At 60.3% G+C, this 18,573-nt stretch carries 13 protein-coding genes; 7 read left to right on the plus strand and 6 right to left on the minus strand.

Going from position 1 to position 18,573, the window contains the following annotated elements; genetic code table 11:
* Positions 1-47: 47 nt before the first annotated feature.
* The 7 genes from AWR26_RS05235 (at position 48) to AWR26_RS05265 (ending at position 11,905) form a co-directional block, all read left to right on the plus strand.
* Positions 48-635, plus strand: coding sequence for a TetR/AcrR family transcriptional regulator (locus AWR26_RS05235; RefSeq protein ID WP_007370484.1), 588 nt, complete (start codon positions 48-50; stop codon positions 633-635).
* 64 nt (positions 636-699) lie between these two features.
* The gene (locus tag AWR26_RS05240) at positions 700-1,962 is read left to right on the plus strand and encodes a nitrate regulatory protein (RefSeq protein ID WP_043952446.1); all 1,263 of its coding nucleotides are present in this window, start codon (positions 700-702) and stop codon (positions 1,960-1,962) included.
* 282 nt (positions 1,963-2,244) lie between these two features.
* Positions 2,245-3,501, plus strand: a complete 1,257-nt coding sequence (locus AWR26_RS05245) for a CmpA/NrtA family ABC transporter substrate-binding protein (protein WP_064564113.1) — start codon at positions 2,245-2,247, stop codon at positions 3,499-3,501.
* A 10-nt stretch (positions 3,502-3,511) separates the two neighbouring features.
* Entirely contained in the window at positions 3,512-4,396 is an 885-nt protein-coding gene (ntrB, locus tag AWR26_RS05250; RefSeq protein WP_064564115.1) for a nitrate ABC transporter permease, read from the plus strand.
* A 10-nt stretch (positions 4,397-4,406) separates the two neighbouring features.
* Complete coding sequence (locus AWR26_RS05255) at positions 4,407-5,201, plus strand: ABC transporter ATP-binding protein (protein WP_064564117.1); 795 nt, start codon at positions 4,407-4,409, stop codon at positions 5,199-5,201.
* Positions 5,202-5,233: 32 nt separating this feature from the next.
* Entirely contained in the window at positions 5,234-8,146 is a 2,913-nt protein-coding gene (gene nirB / locus AWR26_RS05260; RefSeq protein WP_064564119.1) for a nitrite reductase large subunit NirB, read from the plus strand.
* A gap of 18 nt (positions 8,147-8,164) precedes the next feature.
* Complete coding sequence (locus AWR26_RS05265) at positions 8,165-11,905, plus strand: bifunctional nitrate reductase/sulfite reductase flavoprotein subunit alpha (RefSeq protein WP_064564121.1); 3,741 nt, start codon at positions 8,165-8,167, stop codon at positions 11,903-11,905.
* A 79-nt stretch (positions 11,906-11,984) separates the two neighbouring features.
* Here AWR26_RS05265 and AWR26_RS05270 read toward each other — a convergent pair whose 3' ends face one another.
* Genes AWR26_RS05270 through AWR26_RS05295 form a run of 6 tightly spaced genes read right to left on the minus strand, consistent with a single transcriptional unit; the run spans position 11,985 to position 18,566 of the window.
* Positions 11,985-13,307: an MmgE/PrpD family protein gene (locus AWR26_RS05270; protein ID WP_064564123.1), complete on the minus strand. Its 1,323-nt coding sequence runs from the start codon at positions 13,305-13,307 to the stop codon at positions 11,985-11,987.
* 31 nt (positions 13,308-13,338) lie between these two features.
* Complete coding sequence (locus tag AWR26_RS05275; RefSeq protein ID WP_064564125.1) at positions 13,339-14,103, minus strand: ABC transporter ATP-binding protein; 765 nt, start codon at positions 14,101-14,103, stop codon at positions 13,339-13,341.
* Positions 14,100-14,966: an ABC transporter ATP-binding protein gene (locus AWR26_RS05280; protein WP_035890205.1), complete on the minus strand. Its 867-nt coding sequence runs from the start codon at positions 14,964-14,966 to the stop codon at positions 14,100-14,102. Before AWR26_RS05280 ends, AWR26_RS05275 begins: the two co-directional genes overlap by 4 nt.
* Positions 14,959-15,891, minus strand: a complete 933-nt coding sequence (locus AWR26_RS05285) for an ABC transporter permease (RefSeq protein ID WP_064564127.1) — start codon at positions 15,889-15,891, stop codon at positions 14,959-14,961. The genes AWR26_RS05280 and AWR26_RS05285 overlap by 8 nt, the downstream gene beginning before the upstream one ends.
* Positions 15,888-16,961 (minus strand): ABC transporter permease, encoded by a 1,074-nt coding sequence (locus tag AWR26_RS05290; RefSeq protein WP_064564128.1) that lies wholly within the window; start codon positions 16,959-16,961, stop codon positions 15,888-15,890. The genes AWR26_RS05285 and AWR26_RS05290 overlap by 4 nt, the downstream gene beginning before the upstream one ends.
* A 12-nt stretch (positions 16,962-16,973) precedes the next feature.
* The gene (locus AWR26_RS05295; protein WP_064564130.1) at positions 16,974-18,566 is read right to left on the minus strand and encodes an ABC transporter substrate-binding protein; all 1,593 of its coding nucleotides are present in this window, start codon (positions 18,564-18,566) and stop codon (positions 16,974-16,976) included.
* Between the last annotated feature and the right edge of the window lie 7 nt (positions 18,567-18,573).

Below are 18,573 nucleotides of genomic sequence, written 5' to 3' on the forward strand. Positions count from 1 at the left end.
AATAGTAAGTTACCTTTAGTATATAACCTTGTCAACGGAGAAAGAGGATGACCGCAACAGGTACACGGCAGCGACTCACGCGGGAAGCGCGTTTTACTCAACTGGTGGCGGTGGCCTGGCAAATCATTCGTGATGAAGGCACGGAAGCGCTGACGCTCAGCCATCTTGCTGAACTCGCCGGTGTCACCAAACCCGTGGTTTACGACCATTTCACCAGCCGCTCTGGTCTGCTGGCGGCGCTGTATCGTGAATACGATCAGCGGCAGAACCAAAAAATGGATGATGCGCTGCGCACTACCAAAGCCGAACTGGCGCCGCGGGCGACGGTGATCGCCACCGCCTATATCGAATGCGTACTGCTGCAAGGGCGTGAAATGCCCAGCGTACTGGCGGCGCTGGCGGGCACGCCGGAGCTGGAAAAAATCCGCCAGGAGTATGCCGCCGATTTCATTGAGAAGTGCCGCGCATTGTTTGCGCCATTTTGCGTAAAACCGTTACGTGATGCTGCCTTGTGGGCCATGCTCGGCGCGGCGGAAGGGTTGTCATGGGCGGCGGTGCAGGGCGCCATCACCGAAGCGCAAGCCAAAGAGGAGCTGAAAGCGGTGATTATGGCAATGGTGCAGGCCAGCGTATAACGCGGATTTTTCGTCCTGGCGCGTTGCTTGCATTAACCCGGCATGACTACCGGGGAGCACGCGCATGATTGCCAACTCATCAACCACCATCCGTTTTTTACTGGCATCACGCCAGTGTGAGCTGAACAGCCTGCGTTATCTGCTGCAACGCGGTGAGCTGGTAGGCAAAATCAGCCAACTGGTGCATATGCTGCAACGCGAGCGCGGCACTTCGAATATGTTTCTCTGCGCGGGCGAAGGGCAGTTTGCCGATGAGCTTTCCCAACGCGCGCGCGATGTTGCCGGGGCGCAGGCACCGCTGCTGGCGCAACTCGACACGCTGGAGAGCCAGATTGCCGCCAGCCCGCAGGCCAGCCGCCTCTTCAGCCACGTTGCCAGCGTGATCTACGCGCTCAGCCTGCTGCCCGCGCTGCGTCAGCAAATCCGCCAGCGCAAACTGCCGCTGCCGCAGGCGATGAGCTTCTTTAACGATATCATTCGCCATTTGTTATCGCTGGTGTTTGAACTCACCGATACCGCCGCCGAACCGGACATCTCCCGCGCGCTGATCGCCATGTTCAGCTTTATGCAGGGGAAAGAGTTTGCCGGGCAGGAGCGGGCCATTGCCGCTGCCGCCTTTGCCGCCGGGCAATTCAGCGAAGAAACCCGGCAAAAATTGCTCGATCTGATTGAGCGCCAGGAGCGCTGTTTCGCTACCTTTGCCGATTTTGCCGATGAGCCGCACCGGCTGCGCTGGCAACAGATGCAGACCGACAGCCAGTTCGAGCGCTTGCGGCGCATTGCCTGTACCGGGCGTGAAGGGTTTGCGGCGGACAGTGGTTTGCGCTGGTTCGCGCTTGCTACACAACGCATTGATGCGATGAAAATTGAGGAGGATGCGCTGGCACAAACGCTGATGGCGCACTGCCGCGCGCGCATTGCCGCCGCAGAACAGGCCAGCCATCAGCAGCAGGCCGATATCGAAAGCCTGATGCCGCAGCCGGAAGAGGAGGAGAGCCGCTATTCGGTGTTTATCGACAATCACGGCTGGCTGGAGAGTGGCGGCGTGCGCCCACAGCTCGGGCGTTCACTGTTAACGCTGGTGCAGCAGCAGTCGCGCCGCTTACAGGCGCTGGATACCGAACTGGCGGCGCTGCGGGAAACGCTCAACGAACGCAAACAGATTGAGCGCGCCAAAAGTCTGCTGATGCAGCATCGCCAGCTTAGCGAAGAAGAGGCCTATAAAACCCTGCGCAGCATGGCGATGAATCAGAACAAAAAGCTGGTGGAAATAGCCGGAGCGATGCTGGCGGTCGCGGATGTTTTTCCTCTACCCCCTAAGGAGTAGCTGCACATCCGGGGTGCGAAATGTGCTCTCCGGCAGTGCGAAAACGCGCCCGGTAAACGGACGAATTTTGTGCAAAGTGTGAAATTCCGCCTGTTGCAGCGTGATCACGCATTCTGGCACAGCCCTTGCTTTATCCATTAAGAAATTCATTAAGACGCACTATCGGCCAACGGCGGTCGGTGCCGCGTCAACCGGACAACGGCGTCCATAAGCGTGCAGCTTTGCACAGGCTTATGGACGCCGTTTTTTTTTGCATCCGCAACGGTGAGTAAGAGGGTGGCAATGAGCGATGGCAACAAAGGTATGACGGTTTCCCGTCGGCAGTTTTTACTGGGCAGCGCGGCGCTGGGCAGCAGCCTGCTACTGCCAGGGGTGATCAATCGCGCATGGGCCGCAGGCTCGGATGCGCCGGAATTGAGTGAAATCCGCGTCGGTTTTATCCCGCTGACAGATTGCGCCTCGGTGGTGATGGCCGCCGTTAAAGGCTTCGACAAAAAATATGGCATCACCATTGTGCCGAGCAAAGAAGCCAGTTGGGCCGCGGTGCGCGACAAGCTGGTTTCCGGTGAACTGAACGCGTCGCACATTCTCTACGGCCAGCTTTACGGCCTGCAAATGGGGCTTTCCGGGCCGCAAACCGAAATGGCGGCGCTGATGACCATTAACCAGAACGGGCAGGGGATCACGCTGGCGAACCAGTTGCACGAGGCAGGCGTTAATGACTTAGCCTCGCTGCAAAAACATATCGCTGCCAGCCCGGCAGGGACTTATACCTTCGCCCAGACCTTTCCCACCGGCACGCACGCCATGTGGCTCAACTACTGGCTGGCAAGCGCAGGCATCAATCCGCTCACTGACATTCGCAGCGTGGTGGTACCGCCGCCGCAAATGGTGATGAACATGAAGATTGGCAACATGGTCGGCTACTGCGTGGGCGAACCGTGGAACCAACGCGCCATCAGCGATGGCATCGGTTTTACCGCCGCCACCTCTCAGGATATCTGGCCGGATCATCCGGAAAAAGTGCTCGGCACCCGCGCTGACTGGGTAGCCAAAAATCCCAACAGCGCCCGTGCGCTGACTGCTGCCATTCTTGAGGCTTCACGCTGGATTGACGCCTCCGACGATAACCGCCGCGAAACGGCGCAGGTCATTGCCGGGCGCGCTTACCTCAACACCAAAGAGGAAACCATTCTCGGGCGCATGCTCGGCCAGTATGAAAACGGCCTGGGCAAAAGCTGGAAGGATGAGCACGCGATGCGCTTCTTCCACGACGGCTCCGTCAACTATCCGTGGCTCTCCGACGGCATGTGGTTTCTCACCCAGCATAAACGCTGGGGGCTGCTCACGCAGGATCCGGATTACCTCGGCGTCGCCCGCAAGGTTAACCGCATCGACATCTACAAACAGGCTGCTGCGGCGGTCGGTAACGTCCCGCTGCCGGGCAGCGACATGCGCAGCAGCGTCTTGATCGATGGCATTCGCTGGGATGGCAGCAACCCTGCCGCTTATGCCAGCGGCTTTAGCGTAAAGAAATAGGAGGTCGCTTATGAAAAACCAGGCGCAGATTATCCCCCTTCCTCGCGAAGAGACGGCGCAGCCGCGTATGGCAGCCGAAATTGTGACGCTGCCCAGCAAACCGGTAGCGCGCCGTTCACCGCTGTTACGCCCGCTGATGGAACGCATACTGCCGGGGTTGCTCGGAATTGGCCTGCTGATCTGCCTGTGGCAGGTAGCGGCGCTCAACAGTAAAAACTTCCCCACACCGTGGCAAACCTGGCAAGCAGCGCTGGAGATCTTTGCCGACCCGTTTTATATCGCCGGGCCGAACGATCAGGGCATTGGCTGGAACGTGCTGGCCTCGTTGCAGCGCGTAGCGGTCGGTTTTGGCCTCGCGGCGCTGGTCGGCATTCCGGCGGGTTTTTTGATTGGCCGCTTCCGGTTTGTCGCCAATATGCTCAACCCGCTGATCTCGCTGCTGCGCCCGGTTAGCCCGCTGGCCTGGCTGCCGATTGGTTTGCTGCTGTTTCAGCGCGCTGAACCGGCCTCCAGTTGGACGATTTTTATCTGCTCGATCTGGCCAATGATCCTCAACACCGCCGAAGGCGTGCGGCAGATCCCGCAGGATTACCTGAACGTGGCGCGGGTGCTGAAGCTTTCGGAGTTCGCCATCATGCGCAAAATCCTGCTGCCCGCCGCGCTGCCCGGCATTCTCACCGGCATGCGCTTATCCATTGGTATTGCCTGGCTGGTGATTGTGGCGGCAGAAATGCTGACCGGCGGCATCGGTATCGGCTTCTGGATCTGGAATGAATGGAACAACCTCAATGTGCAAAACATCATTATCGCCATCGTGGTGATTGGCGTGATCGGCCTGCTGCTGGAGCAGGGGCTGATGTGGATTGCCAGCCGTTTTAACTACACCAGCCGCTAAGGAGGCCACGATGCGTACCCATCCGATTATTCAGGTTCAGCAGGTCAGCCAGCGTTTCAACACCCGCAGCGGCGAGTTTCTCGCGCTGGATAACGTCAGCTTTGATATCCACGCCGGTGAAACTCTGAGCCTGATTGGCCACTCCGGCTGCGGCAAATCAACGCTGTTAAACCTGATTGCCGGTCTGACGCGGCCAACCAGCGGCGGCCTGCTGTGCAATAACCGCGAAATCGACGGTCCAGGGCCGGAGCGCGGCGTGGTGTTCCAGAACCACTCGCTGCTGCCGTGGCTCACCACCTATGACAACGTGGCGCTGGCCGTTCGCCAGGTTTTTCGCGGCGAAATGAGCAAAGCCGAAATGCACGAGTGGATTATGCACAACCTCGATCTGGTGCAGATGAGCCATGCCTGGAACAAGCGCCCGCACGAAATTTCCGGTGGTATGAAGCAGCGCGTCGGCATTGCCCGCGCACTGGCGATGAAACCCGCCGTATTGCTGATGGATGAACCCTTTGGCGCGCTGGACGCCTTAACCCGCGCCCATTTGCAGGATGCAGTAATGGAGATCCAACAGCGCCTGCGCACCACCATTGTGCTGATCACCCATGACGTTGACGAAGCGGTGCTGCTCTCCGATCGGGTGATGATGATGACCAACGGCCCGGCGGCAACGGTCGGCGAAATCATGGACGTGGCGCTGGAGCGTCCGCGTTCGCGCGTGGCGCTGGCCGAGGATGCGCAGTATCAGCGCTATCGCCAGCAGGTTCTGCAATTTCTGTACGAGAAGCAGCCGAAAGCGGCCTGATCTCTGTCACTTGTTCGATAAGGATTCAGATGATGAAAAAGCCGGTTTTAGCCGTCATTGGGCACGGCATGGTCAGCCACTATTTTCTGCAACAGTTGGTGGAACGCGAACTGCATCAGCACTACGACATCGTGGTGTTCGGCGAAGAGCGCCTGCCCGCTTATGACCGCGTCCACCTCTCGGAATACTTCGCCGGACGCAGCGCCGAATCGCTCTCGCTGGTCAGCGACGGTTTTTTTGCCGACAACGGCATCACCCTGCGTAGCGGCTGCAAAATTGTCGCTATCGACTGCGAAAATCGCTGTTTACGCGACGAACAGGGAGCAGAAACGCATTACGACACGCTGGTGCTCGCCACCGGTTCTTACGCCTTCGTGCCGCCGATCAGCGGCAATAACCGCCCTGGCTGCCTGGTTTACCGCACGCTTGACGATCTGGATGCCGTCGCCGCGCAGGCGAAAAACGCCAAGCGCGGCGTGGTGATCGGCGGCGGATTGCTGGGGCTGGAAGCGGCCAACGCGCTGCGTCAGTTAGGGCTGGAAACCCACGTGGTGGAGTTTGCCCCGCGCCTGATGGCGGTACAGCTTGATGAAGGCGGCGCGATGATGCTGCAACGCAAAATTGAAGCCCTTGGCGTGCAGGTGCATACCCGCAAAGAGACGCGGGAAATCGTTGATGGCGAGCAGGCGCTGCATCGCCTCTGCTTTGCCGACGGTAGCTGGCTGGAGACCGATCTGCTGCTCTTCTCGGCCGGTATTCGCCCGCGCGATGAGCTGGCGGAAAGTGCGCAACTACAAAAAGGGCCGCGCGGCGGCATTGTGATTGATGACCAGTGCCGCACTTCCGACGCGGCGATTTTCGCCATTGGCGAGTGCGCATTGTGGAACGGGCAGATTTTCGGCCTTGTGGCGCCCGGTTACCAGATGGCGCGCAGCGTGGCGGACACACTGGCCGCGCGCGATACGCCGTTTACCGGCGCGGACATGAGCACCAAACTGAAGCTGCTCGGCGTTGAAGTGGCGTCGCTCGGCGATGCGCACGGTAAAACGGAAGGCTGCCAGAGTTATCAGTGGACCGATGGCCCGCGTGAAATCTACAAGAAAATCGTTGTCTCCGCCGACGGCAAACGGCTGCTCGGCGCAGTATTGATTGGCGATAGCGCCGATTACAGCATGCTGCTGCAAATGATGCTCAACGGCATGGCGCTGCCCGCGCAGCCGGAAACGCTGATTTTACCCGCCCGTTCCGGCGATGCGCCGAAAGGCCTCGGCGTGGCGGCGCTGGCGGCCAGCGCGCAAATCTGCTCCTGCCACAATGTCAGCAAAGGCGACATTGCGGCGGCGGTCGCTGGCGGCTGCAGCGAACTGGGGGCGATAAAAAGCTGCACCAAAGCCGGAACTGGCTGCGGCGGCTGCGTGCCGTTGCTGAAGCAGGTGATGGAGCACGAGCTGCAACAGCTTGGCGTGGAAGTGAAAAAAGATCTCTGCGAGCACTTTGCCTGGTCGCGCCAGGAGCTGTATCACCTGATCCGCCTGCATAAAATTCGCAGCTTCGATGAACTGATTAGCCGCTTCGGCAAAGGCCACGGTTGCGAAGTGTGCAAACCGCTGGTCGGCTCTTTGCTGGCTTCCTGCTGGAATGATTACCTGCTCAAACCGCAGCATCTGCCGTTGCAGGATACCAACGACCGCTTTTTCGCCAATATCCAGAAAGATGGCACGTACTCAGTGGTACCACGCGTTCCGGCTGGCGAAATCACGCCGCAGGGTTTGATCGCCATTGGCGAAGTGGCGCAGCGCTACAACCTCTACACCAAAATCACCGGCGGCCAGCGAGTGGATCTGTTTGGCGCACGGCTGGAGCAACTGCCTGCGATCTGGGAGAGGCTGATCGCCGCCGGGTTTGAAACCGGCCACGCGTACGGCAAATCCCTGCGCACGGTAAAATCCTGCGTCGGTTCTACCTGGTGCCGCTACGGTGTGCAGGACTCTACCGGCATGGCGATTACCCTTGAGAACCGCTACAAGGGGCTGCGCTCGCCGCACAAAATCAAAATGGCCGTTTCCGGTTGTACCCGCGAATGCGCCGAAGCGCAGGGCAAAGACATTGGCGTGATCGCCACCGATAAAGGCTGGAACCTCTATGTCTGCGGCAATGGCGGTATGAAGCCGCGCCATGCGGACCTGTTCGCCAGCGATCTCGACAGCGAAGCGCTGATCCGCACCATCGATCGCGTGTTGATGTTCTATATCCGCACTGCCGATCGCCTGCAGCGCACCAGCACCTGGCTCGACAATATGGAAGGCGGGCTTGCGTACTTACAACAGGTGATCCTGCACGACAGCCTGGAGATTGGCGCGGAGCTGGAGCGTGAAATGCAGCAGGTGGTGGACGCTTACCAGTGCGAGTGGAAAACCACGCTCGATAGCGCGGAAAACCGTCTGCTGTTCCGCGGTTTCCTCAACAGCGATCGCCCGGATGAAGCGGTGGTGATGGTGCCGGAGCGCGGGCAGATCCGCCCGGCCAGAAGCGAGGAAAAACCCGCGCAGGCGACAACGCTGCCTGGCGTCGAAGCCGAATGGGTGCATGTTGGCGCGGTGGCGGATATTCCGGCCAACAGCGGGGTTGCCGCGCGTCTGGGGCAGCAGCAGATTGCGCTGTTCCATCTGCCCGCCAGCGAGGCGCAGATTTTCGCGCTGGACAACCGCGAGCCGGGCAGCGAAGCCAATGTGCTGGCGCGCGGTCTGGTGGGTGATAAAGAGGGCGAACCGATCGTGATTTCGCCGCTCTACAAACAGCGTTTCCGGCTGTGCGACGGCGTCAGCCTCGACGATGCTACGCTGCGGGTGCGCGTCTGGCCGGTCAACATTATCGACGGGCATATCTGGGTTCATCATCAGCCGCTGAGCGCGAGCACTTTCCCGGCGATTGCCGAAGCGTCATAAGCCGCAACGGGGGCGAAAATGGATATAAAAAGTGTATGCCCTTATTGCGGGGTAGGCTGCGGGCTGGTTATGGAAGTGGAAAACCAGCGCATTATCAATGTGGTGGGGGATAAAACGCACCCCACCAATCAGGGGCGTTTATGCACCAAAGGCAAAAGCTGTGCGCAGGCGATTACCGCGGCGGGCAGGCTGGATCGCGCATGGCTGCGCACTTCGCGCCAGCAGGAGCCGGCGCCGGTCGGCATCGACAGCGCCATCACGCAAACCGCCCGGCGGCTGCGAGAGATTATCGATCATCACGGCCCTGATGCGCTGGCGCTGTATGTGTCCGGGCAGATGTCGCTGGAAGCGCAGTATCTGGCGAACAAGCTGGCAAAGGGGTTTATCGGCACGCAACATATCGAGTCCAACTCGCGCTTGTGCATGGCCAGCGCCGCCAGCGGTTATAAGCTGTCGCTGGGGGCTGACGGGCCGCCAGGATCTTATGATGATTTCGATCACGCCGATCTCTTTTTGGTGATCGGCGCAAATATGGCCGACTGCCACCCGATCCTGTTCCTGCGCATGATGGACAGAGTCAAAGCAGGCGCCAAGCTGATTGTCGTCGATCCCCGCCGCACCGCCACGGCGGAGAAAGCCTCGCTGTTTTTGCAGATCAAACCCGGCACCGATCTCGCTCTGCTGAACGGCCTGCTCGGGTTGCTGGTGCAGAACGGCCAGATCGACGAGGCGTTTATTGAACATTGCACCGAAGGCTGGCAGGCGATGCCGGATTTCTTGCAGGACTATTTACCGCAGCAGGTGGCTGAACGTACCGGGCTGGCGGAAGCCGATATTCGCCAGGCGGCGCAGTGGATTGGCGAAGCCACCGAGTGGATGAGCTGCTGGACAATGGGGCTGAACCAGAGCACCCACGGCACCTGGAGCACCAATGCGCTGTGCAATCTGCATCTGGCGACCGGGGCGATTTGCCGCCCCGGCAGCGGCCCGTTCTCGTTAACCGGGCAGCCAAACGCGATGGGCGGGCGCGAAGTGGGCTATATGGGCGCCGGATTGCCCGGCCAGCGCTCGCTGCTGGTGGAAAAAGACAGGGCCTTTGTCGAGCAACTCTGGCAGCGACCGCCGGGTTCACTGCGTAGCGATAGCGGCCACGGCACGGTGTCGATGTTCGACGAGATGCGTGCCGGAAAAATTAAAGCCTGCTGGATAATCTGCACCAACCCGGTCGCCACAGTCCCCCATCGCCAGCAGGTAATTGCCGCGCTACAGCAGGCGGAACTGGTGATCACCCAGGATGCGTTCCTTGATACCGAAACCAACCGCTATGCCGATATTCTGCTGCCGGGCGCACTGTGGGCGGAAGCCGAAGGGGTGATGATCAACTCCGAACGCACCATGACGCTGATGCAGCAGGCGGTATTGCCGCCGGGCGAGGCGCTGGCCGACTGGCAAATTATCGCCCGCGTGGCCTGCGAAATGGGCTATGCCGAGGGTTTTACCTACGCCAGCGCCGCCGAAGTCTTCGACGAGATCCGCCAGTCGTATAACCCGGACACCGGCTATGACATTCGCGGTGCCAGCCATTCGCGGCTGCGTGAGATGCCGTTGCAATGGCCATGTCCACCGGATGATTCGCAGCAACGTCACCCGATTCGTTATCTTCAGCACTCCGCTACGGCGCGGGTGCGTTTCGCCACCGCCAGTGGCAAGGCGCAATTCTTCGCCCGCCCGGATCTGGCGCCCGTGGAGATGCCGGACGACGAATTTCCGTTGGTGCTGAATACCGGGCGCGTCCAGCACCAGTGGCACACCCTGACGAAAACCGGGAAGATCCCGATGCTCAATCAGCTTAACCCCGGTCCGTTTGTTGAAATCGCGCCGCAGGATGCCGAACGGCTTAACATCTGCGCGGGCCAGCAGGTGGATATTCGCTCCCGGCGCGGGCTGGCAACACTGCCTGCGGTGATCACCGATCGGGTCAGCCCCGGCACCTGTTTCGCGCCATTTCACTGGAACGATCTGTTTGGCGACAGGCTGGCAATCAATGCGGTGACCAGCGACGCCGTCGATCCCATTTCACTGCAACCGGAACTGAAACATGCCGCCGTCGCGCTGACGCGCAGCGCGCAGCAGCCAGTGATGAATGAAAAAATCGCCGTAACCGCGCCAGCCACGCTGGGCGTGCTGCTGGTGCTGTGGGCGTCAATGACCGGCAATGCGCAGGCCTTTGCCCGCCGCTGCGCCGGGCATTTTCTCGATGCCGGGCAGGCGGTAAAACTGCGGGGGATGGAGAGCGTCGGCGTGGCCGATATTGCCGCCGCCTCGCACGTGCTGCTGGTCGCCAGTACCTTTGGCGATGGCGATCCGCCAGACAATGGCGCGGCGCTGTGGACAGCGCTGGAAAGCGACAGCGCGCCTGAACTCACCGGGACGGCATTTTCAGTGCTCGCCTTTGGCGACGCCAGCTACGATCAGTTTTGCGGCTTTGGCCGCAAGCTTGATGCCCGGCTGGCAGCGCTGGGCGCGCAGCGGCTGGTGGCGCGTCATGAATGCGATGCCGGCGAAAATGCGCCAGCGCAGCAGTGGCTGAATGCGGTACAGCGCGCGTTGCTCGGTGAGGTCATCGCGGAAACCGGCGAAACGCAACCAAAGCCCGGCTTTAGCCGCCATCAGCCATTAACCGTTCCGCTGGTGGTGAACCAACGGTTGAATGCGCCGCTGGCACAAAAAGAGATCCGCCAGGTGGTTTTTGATCTGCAAGGCAGCGGCATGCACTACGAGGCGGGCGATGCGCTCGGCGTCTGGCCGAGCAACTGCCCGCAGCAGGTTGATCAGATACTGCGCCTGCTGGAACTGGATGCGCAAACGCCGGTACAACTGAGCGATAAGGGCGAAATGACGTTACGTGAAGCGCTGACCAACGAGCTGGATATCACGCGCATCACCCCGGAAATCGTACAGTTTGTCTGTGAACAGACCGGCAACGCGGCGCTAAAAAAGCGGCTCGATAACACCGAGGAATTATCGCAGTGGCTGTGGGGACGCCAGCTTAGCGATCTGCTACAGATGTTCCCGGTTCGCGCGTCGGCGCAGGCGTGGTTGTCGGTGCTGCGCTGTTTACAGCCGCGCTTCTACTCCATTTCTTCCAGCCCAAAGGTTTCGCCGCAGCAGGTGGCGCTGACGGTCGCGACGGTGCGTTATGGCGAAGGGAATCAGCGCGGCGGTGTCTGCTCAACGTTTATCGCCGACCGGGCGACCCGCGCGGCGGTATTTATTCACTCGTCGCCGCACTTCCGTCTGCCCGCCAACCCGCAAAAGCCGGTGATTATGGTCGGCGCGGGCACCGGTATCGCGCCGTTTCGCGGCTTCTTACAGGAACGGCAGGCCACTGCTGCGCCGGGCCGCAACTGGCTGTTCTTTGGCGAGCAGCATGCAGCAACGGATTTCTGGTATCAGGCGGAGCTGGAAGCCTGGCAGCGCGACGGCGTTCTGCACCGCCTGAGCACGGCGTTTTCCCGCGATCAGGCGGAAAAAATCTACGTGCAGCACCGCATGGTGGAAGAGGGCGCGGAGCTGTGGCGCTGGCTGTGCGACGGCGCCTGTTTTTATGTCTGCGGCGATGCCAGCCAGATGGCGAAAGATGTCGATGCGGCGCTAAAACAGGTGGTGCAAACCTTTGGCGGCATGAACGCTAATGAGGCCAGCGACTGGGTGGCGGCACTGGCGCGCGAGAAACGCTACCTGCGGGATGTCTATTAGTGGTTTACGGCTGCGGCTTATCATCACCAGCCGTCTGGCAAAGCTCAGCGGAACCCGGCAACCGCAGGGCGATGCTGGCTTATGCATCACCCGGTAGCGAAGGGCGGCTGGTGACCATCATCCGGCGCAGAAAACCGATATCACGCGTTTGTTCCAGATCCGCTAATTGCTGGTAAAGCGCCTGCGCAGCGGGCAGATACGCGCAGCAATCGAGGAATTTCGCCTGCCGTTCCGCCTCGCTGAACGGCTCCTCCAGCACGCCTTTTGCCTGCCAGCGCGAGTGGCGAAGCGTGCGGCCATCTTTAAGCGTTACCGTTAGCGTATGCGGCAGTGCGGCGTTTTCATTTTCCTGCTCTGCTGTCCAGTGGCTCATGGTAATACGCGCCAGTTTCTGCGCATCGCTCTGCGCGGCAACGGCCTGCGGCGTGAAATCCGAAACACTGAGCGCCCCTTTTTCCAGCATCACCGCCACGCAGTAAGGCATGGAAAACCGCGCCTGCATTTCGTCAGCGGGTTGCGGGTACGCCAGATTGCGCCAGTTGGCAATGCCCACCTGGCAGTGCACCTGTTCAACTTCATCGGCATGGAAGAGCTGTTGCGCCTGCAAATCGGCAATCGCATCCAGAATGCGGTGCGTCGAGCCGCAACAGGGGTGTTTTTTCGGCATGACGCCGACGCGCTCAATCACATGTTGGCGGTCGTTAAGCCAGCCCGGCTGGCTCAGCGTTCCGGCATAGAGTTCGGCAAAACCCTGCGGGCATTCAAAAATATCCAACCTCCCGTGCATCCCCGTGCGGGCAAGGGTTGCAGCTTCAACGGCGTTACGCGCGGCCATACCTGCATGAAACGGTTTGAGCGGCGTGCCGAACTGGCCTTTTACACCGCTGGCCATGCTGACCGCAATGCTCAACGTGCGGGCAATGCCTGGCGCATCTTGCCCCATCAGTGCTGCCACGCCTGCGGCGCTACCGATGCAGCCAATGGTGGATGTGCCGTGCCATCCGGCGGTGTAATGGCCGTAACCGGTCGCTTCACCAATAAACGCCTGCGCCTGCAAACCCACCAGATAAGCGGCAATCAGCTCCGCGCCGCTGCTGTTCTGCGCCAGTGCCACCGGTAACAAAGCCGGAAGCAGCACGGCGGAAGCGTGGCTCATGCCCGGCGTAAAATTATCGTCATAGTCGATGGCGTGCGCAGCGGTGGCGTTCACCAGCGCCGCCTGTGCGGCACTGCGCGGTGAATCGCGCCACGCCTCGCTCACCGCGCGGGTGGAAAAGTCATTCTGCCCGGCGACCATGCAGGCCAGCGTATCGGTAATGGCTTCGCGCGCCAGCGTTTTTGCCCGCTCGCTAAAGGGCTGCGGTGCGGCGCACCAGCGCGCCAGCGTTTCAATCAATGTCATGATGACAACTCCTTCCGACGCCAGATGGCGCTTATACTTCACTCGCCGCGAGAAACTCACGGGTATAGGTTTCTTGCGCATCGCCCTTTCTTAAACGCGCCGCGCTGACCTCTTCCAGCAATTTCCCCTGATACATCACGCCAACGCGTTCGCAAAGGTGGGTCACCACCGCCAAATCGTGGGTGACCAAAAGGTAGGTCAGGTTGCGCTGCTGGCGCATGCGGCTGAGTAAGTTGAGGATCTCCGCCTGGACGGAAACATCCAGCGCGGAAGTAGGCTCATCAAGCAGCAGAACCGACGGTTCGAGGATCAACGCACGGGCAATTGCCACACGCTGGCGCTGGCCGCCGGAGAGCTGGTGCGGATAGCGGTAACGAAAAGCGTCAGAGAGGCCGACCGCATGCAGCACCTCGCTGATCCGCGCTTCGTGCCGATCCATATCGTGCAGTTTTAGCGGCTCGCGCAGGCTGGCCCACACCATTTTTCGCGGGTGCAGCGAGGCATAGGGATCCTGAAAAACCATCTGCACCTGGCGGTAAAAGGCTTTGTCGCGGTGCGGCTGCTGTTCGCGGTTATTAAACAAAATATGGCCGTGATAGTCCGGGTTCAGCCCGGCCAGCGCGCGCAGAATGGTGGATTTTCCACAGCCGGATTCGCCAATCAGGCCGTAACTTTCACCGCGTGCCAGCATCAGGCTGACATCGCTCACCACCTGGCGGCGCTGGTTGCTCTGACCAAAAGCGATGGCGAGATTGACCGTTTCAACGGCGCGTTCGGTCGTCGGGATCGGGTTCATTGGGCTACTCCATTGCGGTAACTGGGGCCGTTGAGCCAGGCGGGATCGCGCGTCGGCACGCGCAGCGTTTCTACCGGTTCGCGCAACCGGGGCTGGCTGGCGAGCAGCGCCTGAGTATAGGGATGGCAGGCCTGGTCAAGTTCGCTGGCGCGGATCTCTTCGACAATGCGCCCGGCGTACATCACCAGCACCCGGTCGCAGAAACGCGACACCAGGTTTAAATCGTGAGTGATAAACAGCAGCCCGGTCTGGCGGCGTTGCAGTTGCTCATCAAGAATGCTGAGCACCTGGCGGCGCACCGTGACATCCAGCGCCGAGGTTGGTTCGTCGGCGATGATCAGATCCGGTTCCGGGATTAGCATCATGGCGATCATCACCCGCTGCCCCATACCGCCAGAGATTTCGTGCGGGTAGAGGCGGGCGACTTTCGCCACCTCGCGAATATGTACCGACTCCAGCATCTCCAGCGCGCGGGCGCGGGCTTCCTCTTTGCTGACGCGACGGTGTAAACGCCAGGCTTCCGCCACCTGATCGCCAATGCGCATTAACGGATTCAGCGAAAAGCGCGGGTCTTGCAGGATCATCGAAATGCGGTTGCCGCGAATAGTGCGCATTTGCCGTTCGCTGGCGTTCAGCAGATCGAACTCACCGAAACGCATTTTAGCGGCCCGCACCTGGCCGATTTTCGGCGTCAGCTTCAGCAGGGCGCGGCAGGTTTGTGATTTCCCCGACCCGGATTCGCCGACAATCGCGACCTTTTCCCGCCCTACCTGAAAGCTCACGTCGCGCACCGCGAGGTTATCTTCGTGCGCCCCTTTAAACAGGATGCTGAGGTTTTCTACTTCCAGCAGTGGATTATTCATGGCGGATATCCATTACATCGCGCAGGCCGTCGCCGAGCAGGTTAAAGGCCAGGCTGGTAAACAAAATCGCTAAACCGGGAATGGCGGCAATCCAGCCATTGTTCAGCATAAATTCGCGCCCGGAGGCCAGCATCGCGCCCCATTCCGGGCTGGGTGCCTGCGCGCCAAGGCCAAGAAAGCCAAGCCCGGCGGCGGTGAGAATAATCGCCGCCATATTGAGCGTGACGCGCACCACCACCGATGGCAGGCACATTGGCATCACGTGGCGCAAAATGATGTGCCACGCCGACGCGCCCTGTAAGCGCACCGCCGCGATGTAATCCATCTTGCGGATCGCCAGCGTTTCAGCGCGCGCCAGGCGGGCAATCGGCGGCCAGGCGGAGAGGGAAATGGCGATAATCGCGTTCTCAATGCCGGGGCCGAGAGCGGCGACAAACGCCAGTGCGAGGATCAAGCTGGGGAAGGCAAGAAAGATATCCACCAGCCGCATCAGCAGCGTATCGACGCGCCCGCCGAGATAGCCCGCCGTGGCGCCAATCACCAGCCCGAGCGGGGTGATAATCAGCGCTGTCAACCCGGTGATATAGAGCGTGATGCGCGCGCCATACAGCAGGCGGCTGAAGATGTCGCGCCCCAGCTCATCGGTGCCGAGCCAGTGTTCCGCACTCGGGGGTTGCAGGCGCAGCGCCAGGTTCTGCGCGTAGATATCATGGTTTGCCAGCCACGGCGCAAACAGCGCGGCGGCAACAATGATCAGCAGCACCAGCAGGCCAAACAGCGCAGAGTGGTTGGCGCAAAAACGTCGCCACTGGATCCAGCTAAGCTGCACTCTGGCCTGCAACGGGGTTTGCGGCGCTGGATCGCGCAGCCATGCGCGCAGCCCCTGGCGCGGCTGGGCGCGCAGGTATTTGGTCGAATCGGTCATTGGTCCTCCCGTCGCGTGCGCGGATCGAAGATGCGGTACAGCAGATCGCACAGCAGGTTAAGGGCGACAAAAATCGCGCCGGTCAGCAGGGTGCAGCCGACCACGGCATTCATATCGCCCGCCAGCAGAGCGTTGGTCAGGTAGCGGCCAAAACCGGGCCAGGCGAAGACGGTTTCCGTCAATACCGCTCCTTCCAGCAGCCACGCCCAGGAGAGCGCCACCACGGTCAGCACCGGCACGGCAATATTGCGAAACGCATGTACCCAGACGCAGCGCGCCCAGGACAAACCTTTGACGCGGGCAGTGATGATGTACTCCTGGGAAAGCTGCTCGATCATAAAACTGCGGGTCATGCGGCTGATATACGCCAGCGCGCTCAGCCCAAGGATCGAGGCGGGCAGAATGATGTGGCTGAAGACGTTTTTGAATACCGCCCAGTTGCCGCTCAGGGCGCTATCCAGCAGCCAGAATCCGGTGACCGGGTGCAGCTCGAATTCGTAGATAAAGTCGATGCGCCCCGGACCACCGATCCAGCCAAGGGTGGCGTAAAACAGCAGTAGCCCCATTAACCCCAGCCAGAAGTGCGGCGTGGAGTAACTCAGCAAACCGACAAAACGGATCAGGTGATCAAACCACGAGTTGCGGTACATTGCGGCGAAGACCCCGGCGGGAATGCCGAGGCCGACGCCAATTATCGCCGCCACCGTAGCCAGTTCCAGCGTTGCCGGAAAGACGCGGGCGATATCCTGCGCCACAGGCTGGCTGGTGGTCAGCGCGGTGCCGAAATCCAGGTGCAGCAACTGCCAGACATAATCGACAAACTGTTTCCACAGCGGCTGATTCAGCCCGAGTTGCGCATACATCTTCTCGTAGGCTTCGTGGCTGGCGTTATCGCCAATCACCGCCACTACCGGGTCGATAGGCAGCAGCCGACCGATAAAGAAGGTCAGCGCCGCCAGCCCCAGCAGCGTACAGCAGATGGAAAGGGCTCCCCGGAAGAGTCGGCCTGCCAGGCGCATCCACGGCGGCGGAGCGTTATCGGTTGTGGTCGGTGCAATAACCTGAGACATCAGCAACCCCCATTACTTACTTGCGTCACCGTACCAGACGCGAAAACCATTCCACGTCCAGTTCTTCACCGCCGGGCTAATGCCCGCGCTGTTGTACATCTGGAACATGATCGCCATCGGTCCTTTTTCCATGACCTCTTTCTGCAATGCGGCATACATCTCGCTGCGTTTGGCGTCATCTGGTTCCAGCAGGGCGGCTTCCACTTTCTGGTTCATCTGTGCGTCGTAGTAAGCGGCGCGCCAGCTCGGATACTGCGTGGCGCGTGCCTCTTTGCGGTTATCCGGGTTAAACACCAACCTTGAGGCGTTGCCGTAGGCATCCGGCACGGAGGTTTGCCAGGCCATCATCGCGCTCTGGAATTCGCGCCCGCGCGCCCGGCTAAACAACTGAGCGTTCGCCATGCGCTCCAGCGTCAGCTTGACGCCGATTTTCGAGGCATTCTGCTGAATGCTTTGTGCGATAGGCGCGGAGTGGGCAAGGGTGCCGAAAATTACCGACGCGCTAAAACCATTCGGGTAACCGGCTTCGGTGAGTAGCTGTTTGGCTTTTGCCAGATCGAGTTTGAACGGCTGGCCCTCCTTTTCGTCCAGCGCGCCGAACGCGCCAAGCTGCACAAAGCTCGCGCGCGGTACACCGAGGTAAGGCATCACGCTTTTGCCTAAGCCGTCGTAGTCGATCAGATAGCGCATGGCGAGGCGCACTTTTTCATTTTTGAAGATTGGATCTTCGTTGTTGAAGGTCCAGAAAAAGAGCTGTGGTTTCAGAACCTTGTCCACCCTGACTTTGCCGCCTTGATCCAGGGTTTTCAGATCATCAGCCGACAGATCGCGGGCAATATCCACATCACCCTGCGTCAACAGCAGGCGCTGCGTGCCGGTTTCGGCAACGTGGCGGATCAGTACACGTTTCAGTACCGGCGCTTTGCCCCAGTAGTGATCGGTGGCCTGCAACATCACGCCTTCACCGGCGTTCCAGCGCACCAGTTGATACGGGCCAACGCAGGCGGTGTGCGTGGTGAGGTATTTGTGGCCGAAATCGCCCTCCACGGCCTCTTTTTCCACCACTTTGCGGTTGAGCAGCGACGAGACGTTATTGGCGGCGATTGCCTGTAAAACGAGGCTGGTGGGGTAGGGTTTATCCAGCGTCATCACCAGCGTTTTGTCGTCCGGCGCGGTAATGCGGCTGTCGACATTCTCTTTGTTAAAGCCATATTCGGTGATTTGCGCGGCGTTACCGTAACCGAGTTTCACCACCCGCTGCATGGACCACGCCAGATCGCCGGCGCTGGCGGGCGTGCCGTCCGGGAACTTCAGGTTGTCCTGCAAATGGAACGTAAGGGTCTTGCGGTCCGGCGAGACATCCCAGCTTTTCGCCATGGCCGGGGTCAGCTTCTTCTCATCTTTCACATCAAAATCGACCAGCGCATCGCAGGTGTTGGCGTAGATTTCGCTGGTCACCACTTCGCCAATTTGTGCCGGGTCCCAGGTGCTGATGGCGTCGATATTCCATGCCATCACCAGTGAATCCGGCGGCGTGGCGGCCTGAGCATGAAGGCTGACGGCGCTGGTCAGCGCCACGGCTACGGCAATCGGGGTGAATTTCATGTCGGAT

This window comes from Kosakonia oryzae (genome assembly GCF_001658025.2).
Lineage (GTDB): Bacteria > Pseudomonadota > Gammaproteobacteria > Enterobacterales > Enterobacteriaceae > Kosakonia > Kosakonia oryzae.

What these genes read in the sequence shown, in the direction of transcription:
- AWR26_RS05235 (WP_007370484.1), top strand. Translation starts at nt 48, where the DNA reads ATGACCGCAACAGGTACACGGCAGCGACTCACGCGGGAAGCGCGTTTT.
- AWR26_RS05240 (WP_043952446.1), top strand. Translation starts at nt 700, where the DNA reads ATGATTGCCAACTCATCAACCACCATCCGTTTTTTACTGGCATCACGC.
- AWR26_RS05245 (WP_064564113.1), top strand. Translation starts at nt 2,245, where the DNA reads ATGAGCGATGGCAACAAAGGTATGACGGTTTCCCGTCGGCAGTTTTTA.
- ntrB (WP_064564115.1), top strand. Translation starts at nt 3,512, where the DNA reads ATGAAAAACCAGGCGCAGATTATCCCCCTTCCTCGCGAAGAGACGGCG.
- AWR26_RS05255 (WP_064564117.1), top strand. Translation starts at nt 4,407, where the DNA reads ATGCGTACCCATCCGATTATTCAGGTTCAGCAGGTCAGCCAGCGTTTC.
- nirB (WP_064564119.1), top strand. Translation starts at nt 5,234, where the DNA reads ATGAAAAAGCCGGTTTTAGCCGTCATTGGGCACGGCATGGTCAGCCAC.
- AWR26_RS05265 (WP_064564121.1), top strand. Translation starts at nt 8,165, where the DNA reads ATGGATATAAAAAGTGTATGCCCTTATTGCGGGGTAGGCTGCGGGCTG.
- AWR26_RS05270 (WP_064564123.1), bottom strand. Translation starts at nt 13,307, where the DNA reads ATGACATTGATTGAAACGCTGGCGCGCTGGTGCGCCGCACCGCAGCCC.
- AWR26_RS05275 (WP_064564125.1), bottom strand. Translation starts at nt 14,103, where the DNA reads ATGAACCCGATCCCGACGACCGAACGCGCCGTTGAAACGGTCAATCTC.
- AWR26_RS05280 (WP_035890205.1), bottom strand. Translation starts at nt 14,966, where the DNA reads ATGAATAATCCACTGCTGGAAGTAGAAAACCTCAGCATCCTGTTTAAA.
- AWR26_RS05285 (WP_064564127.1), bottom strand. Translation starts at nt 15,891, where the DNA reads ATGACCGATTCGACCAAATACCTGCGCGCCCAGCCGCGCCAGGGGCTG.
- AWR26_RS05290 (WP_064564128.1), bottom strand. Translation starts at nt 16,961, where the DNA reads ATGTCTCAGGTTATTGCACCGACCACAACCGATAACGCTCCGCCGCCG.
- AWR26_RS05295 (WP_064564130.1), bottom strand. Translation starts at nt 18,566, where the DNA reads ATGAAATTCACCCCGATTGCCGTAGCCGTGGCGCTGACCAGCGCCGTC.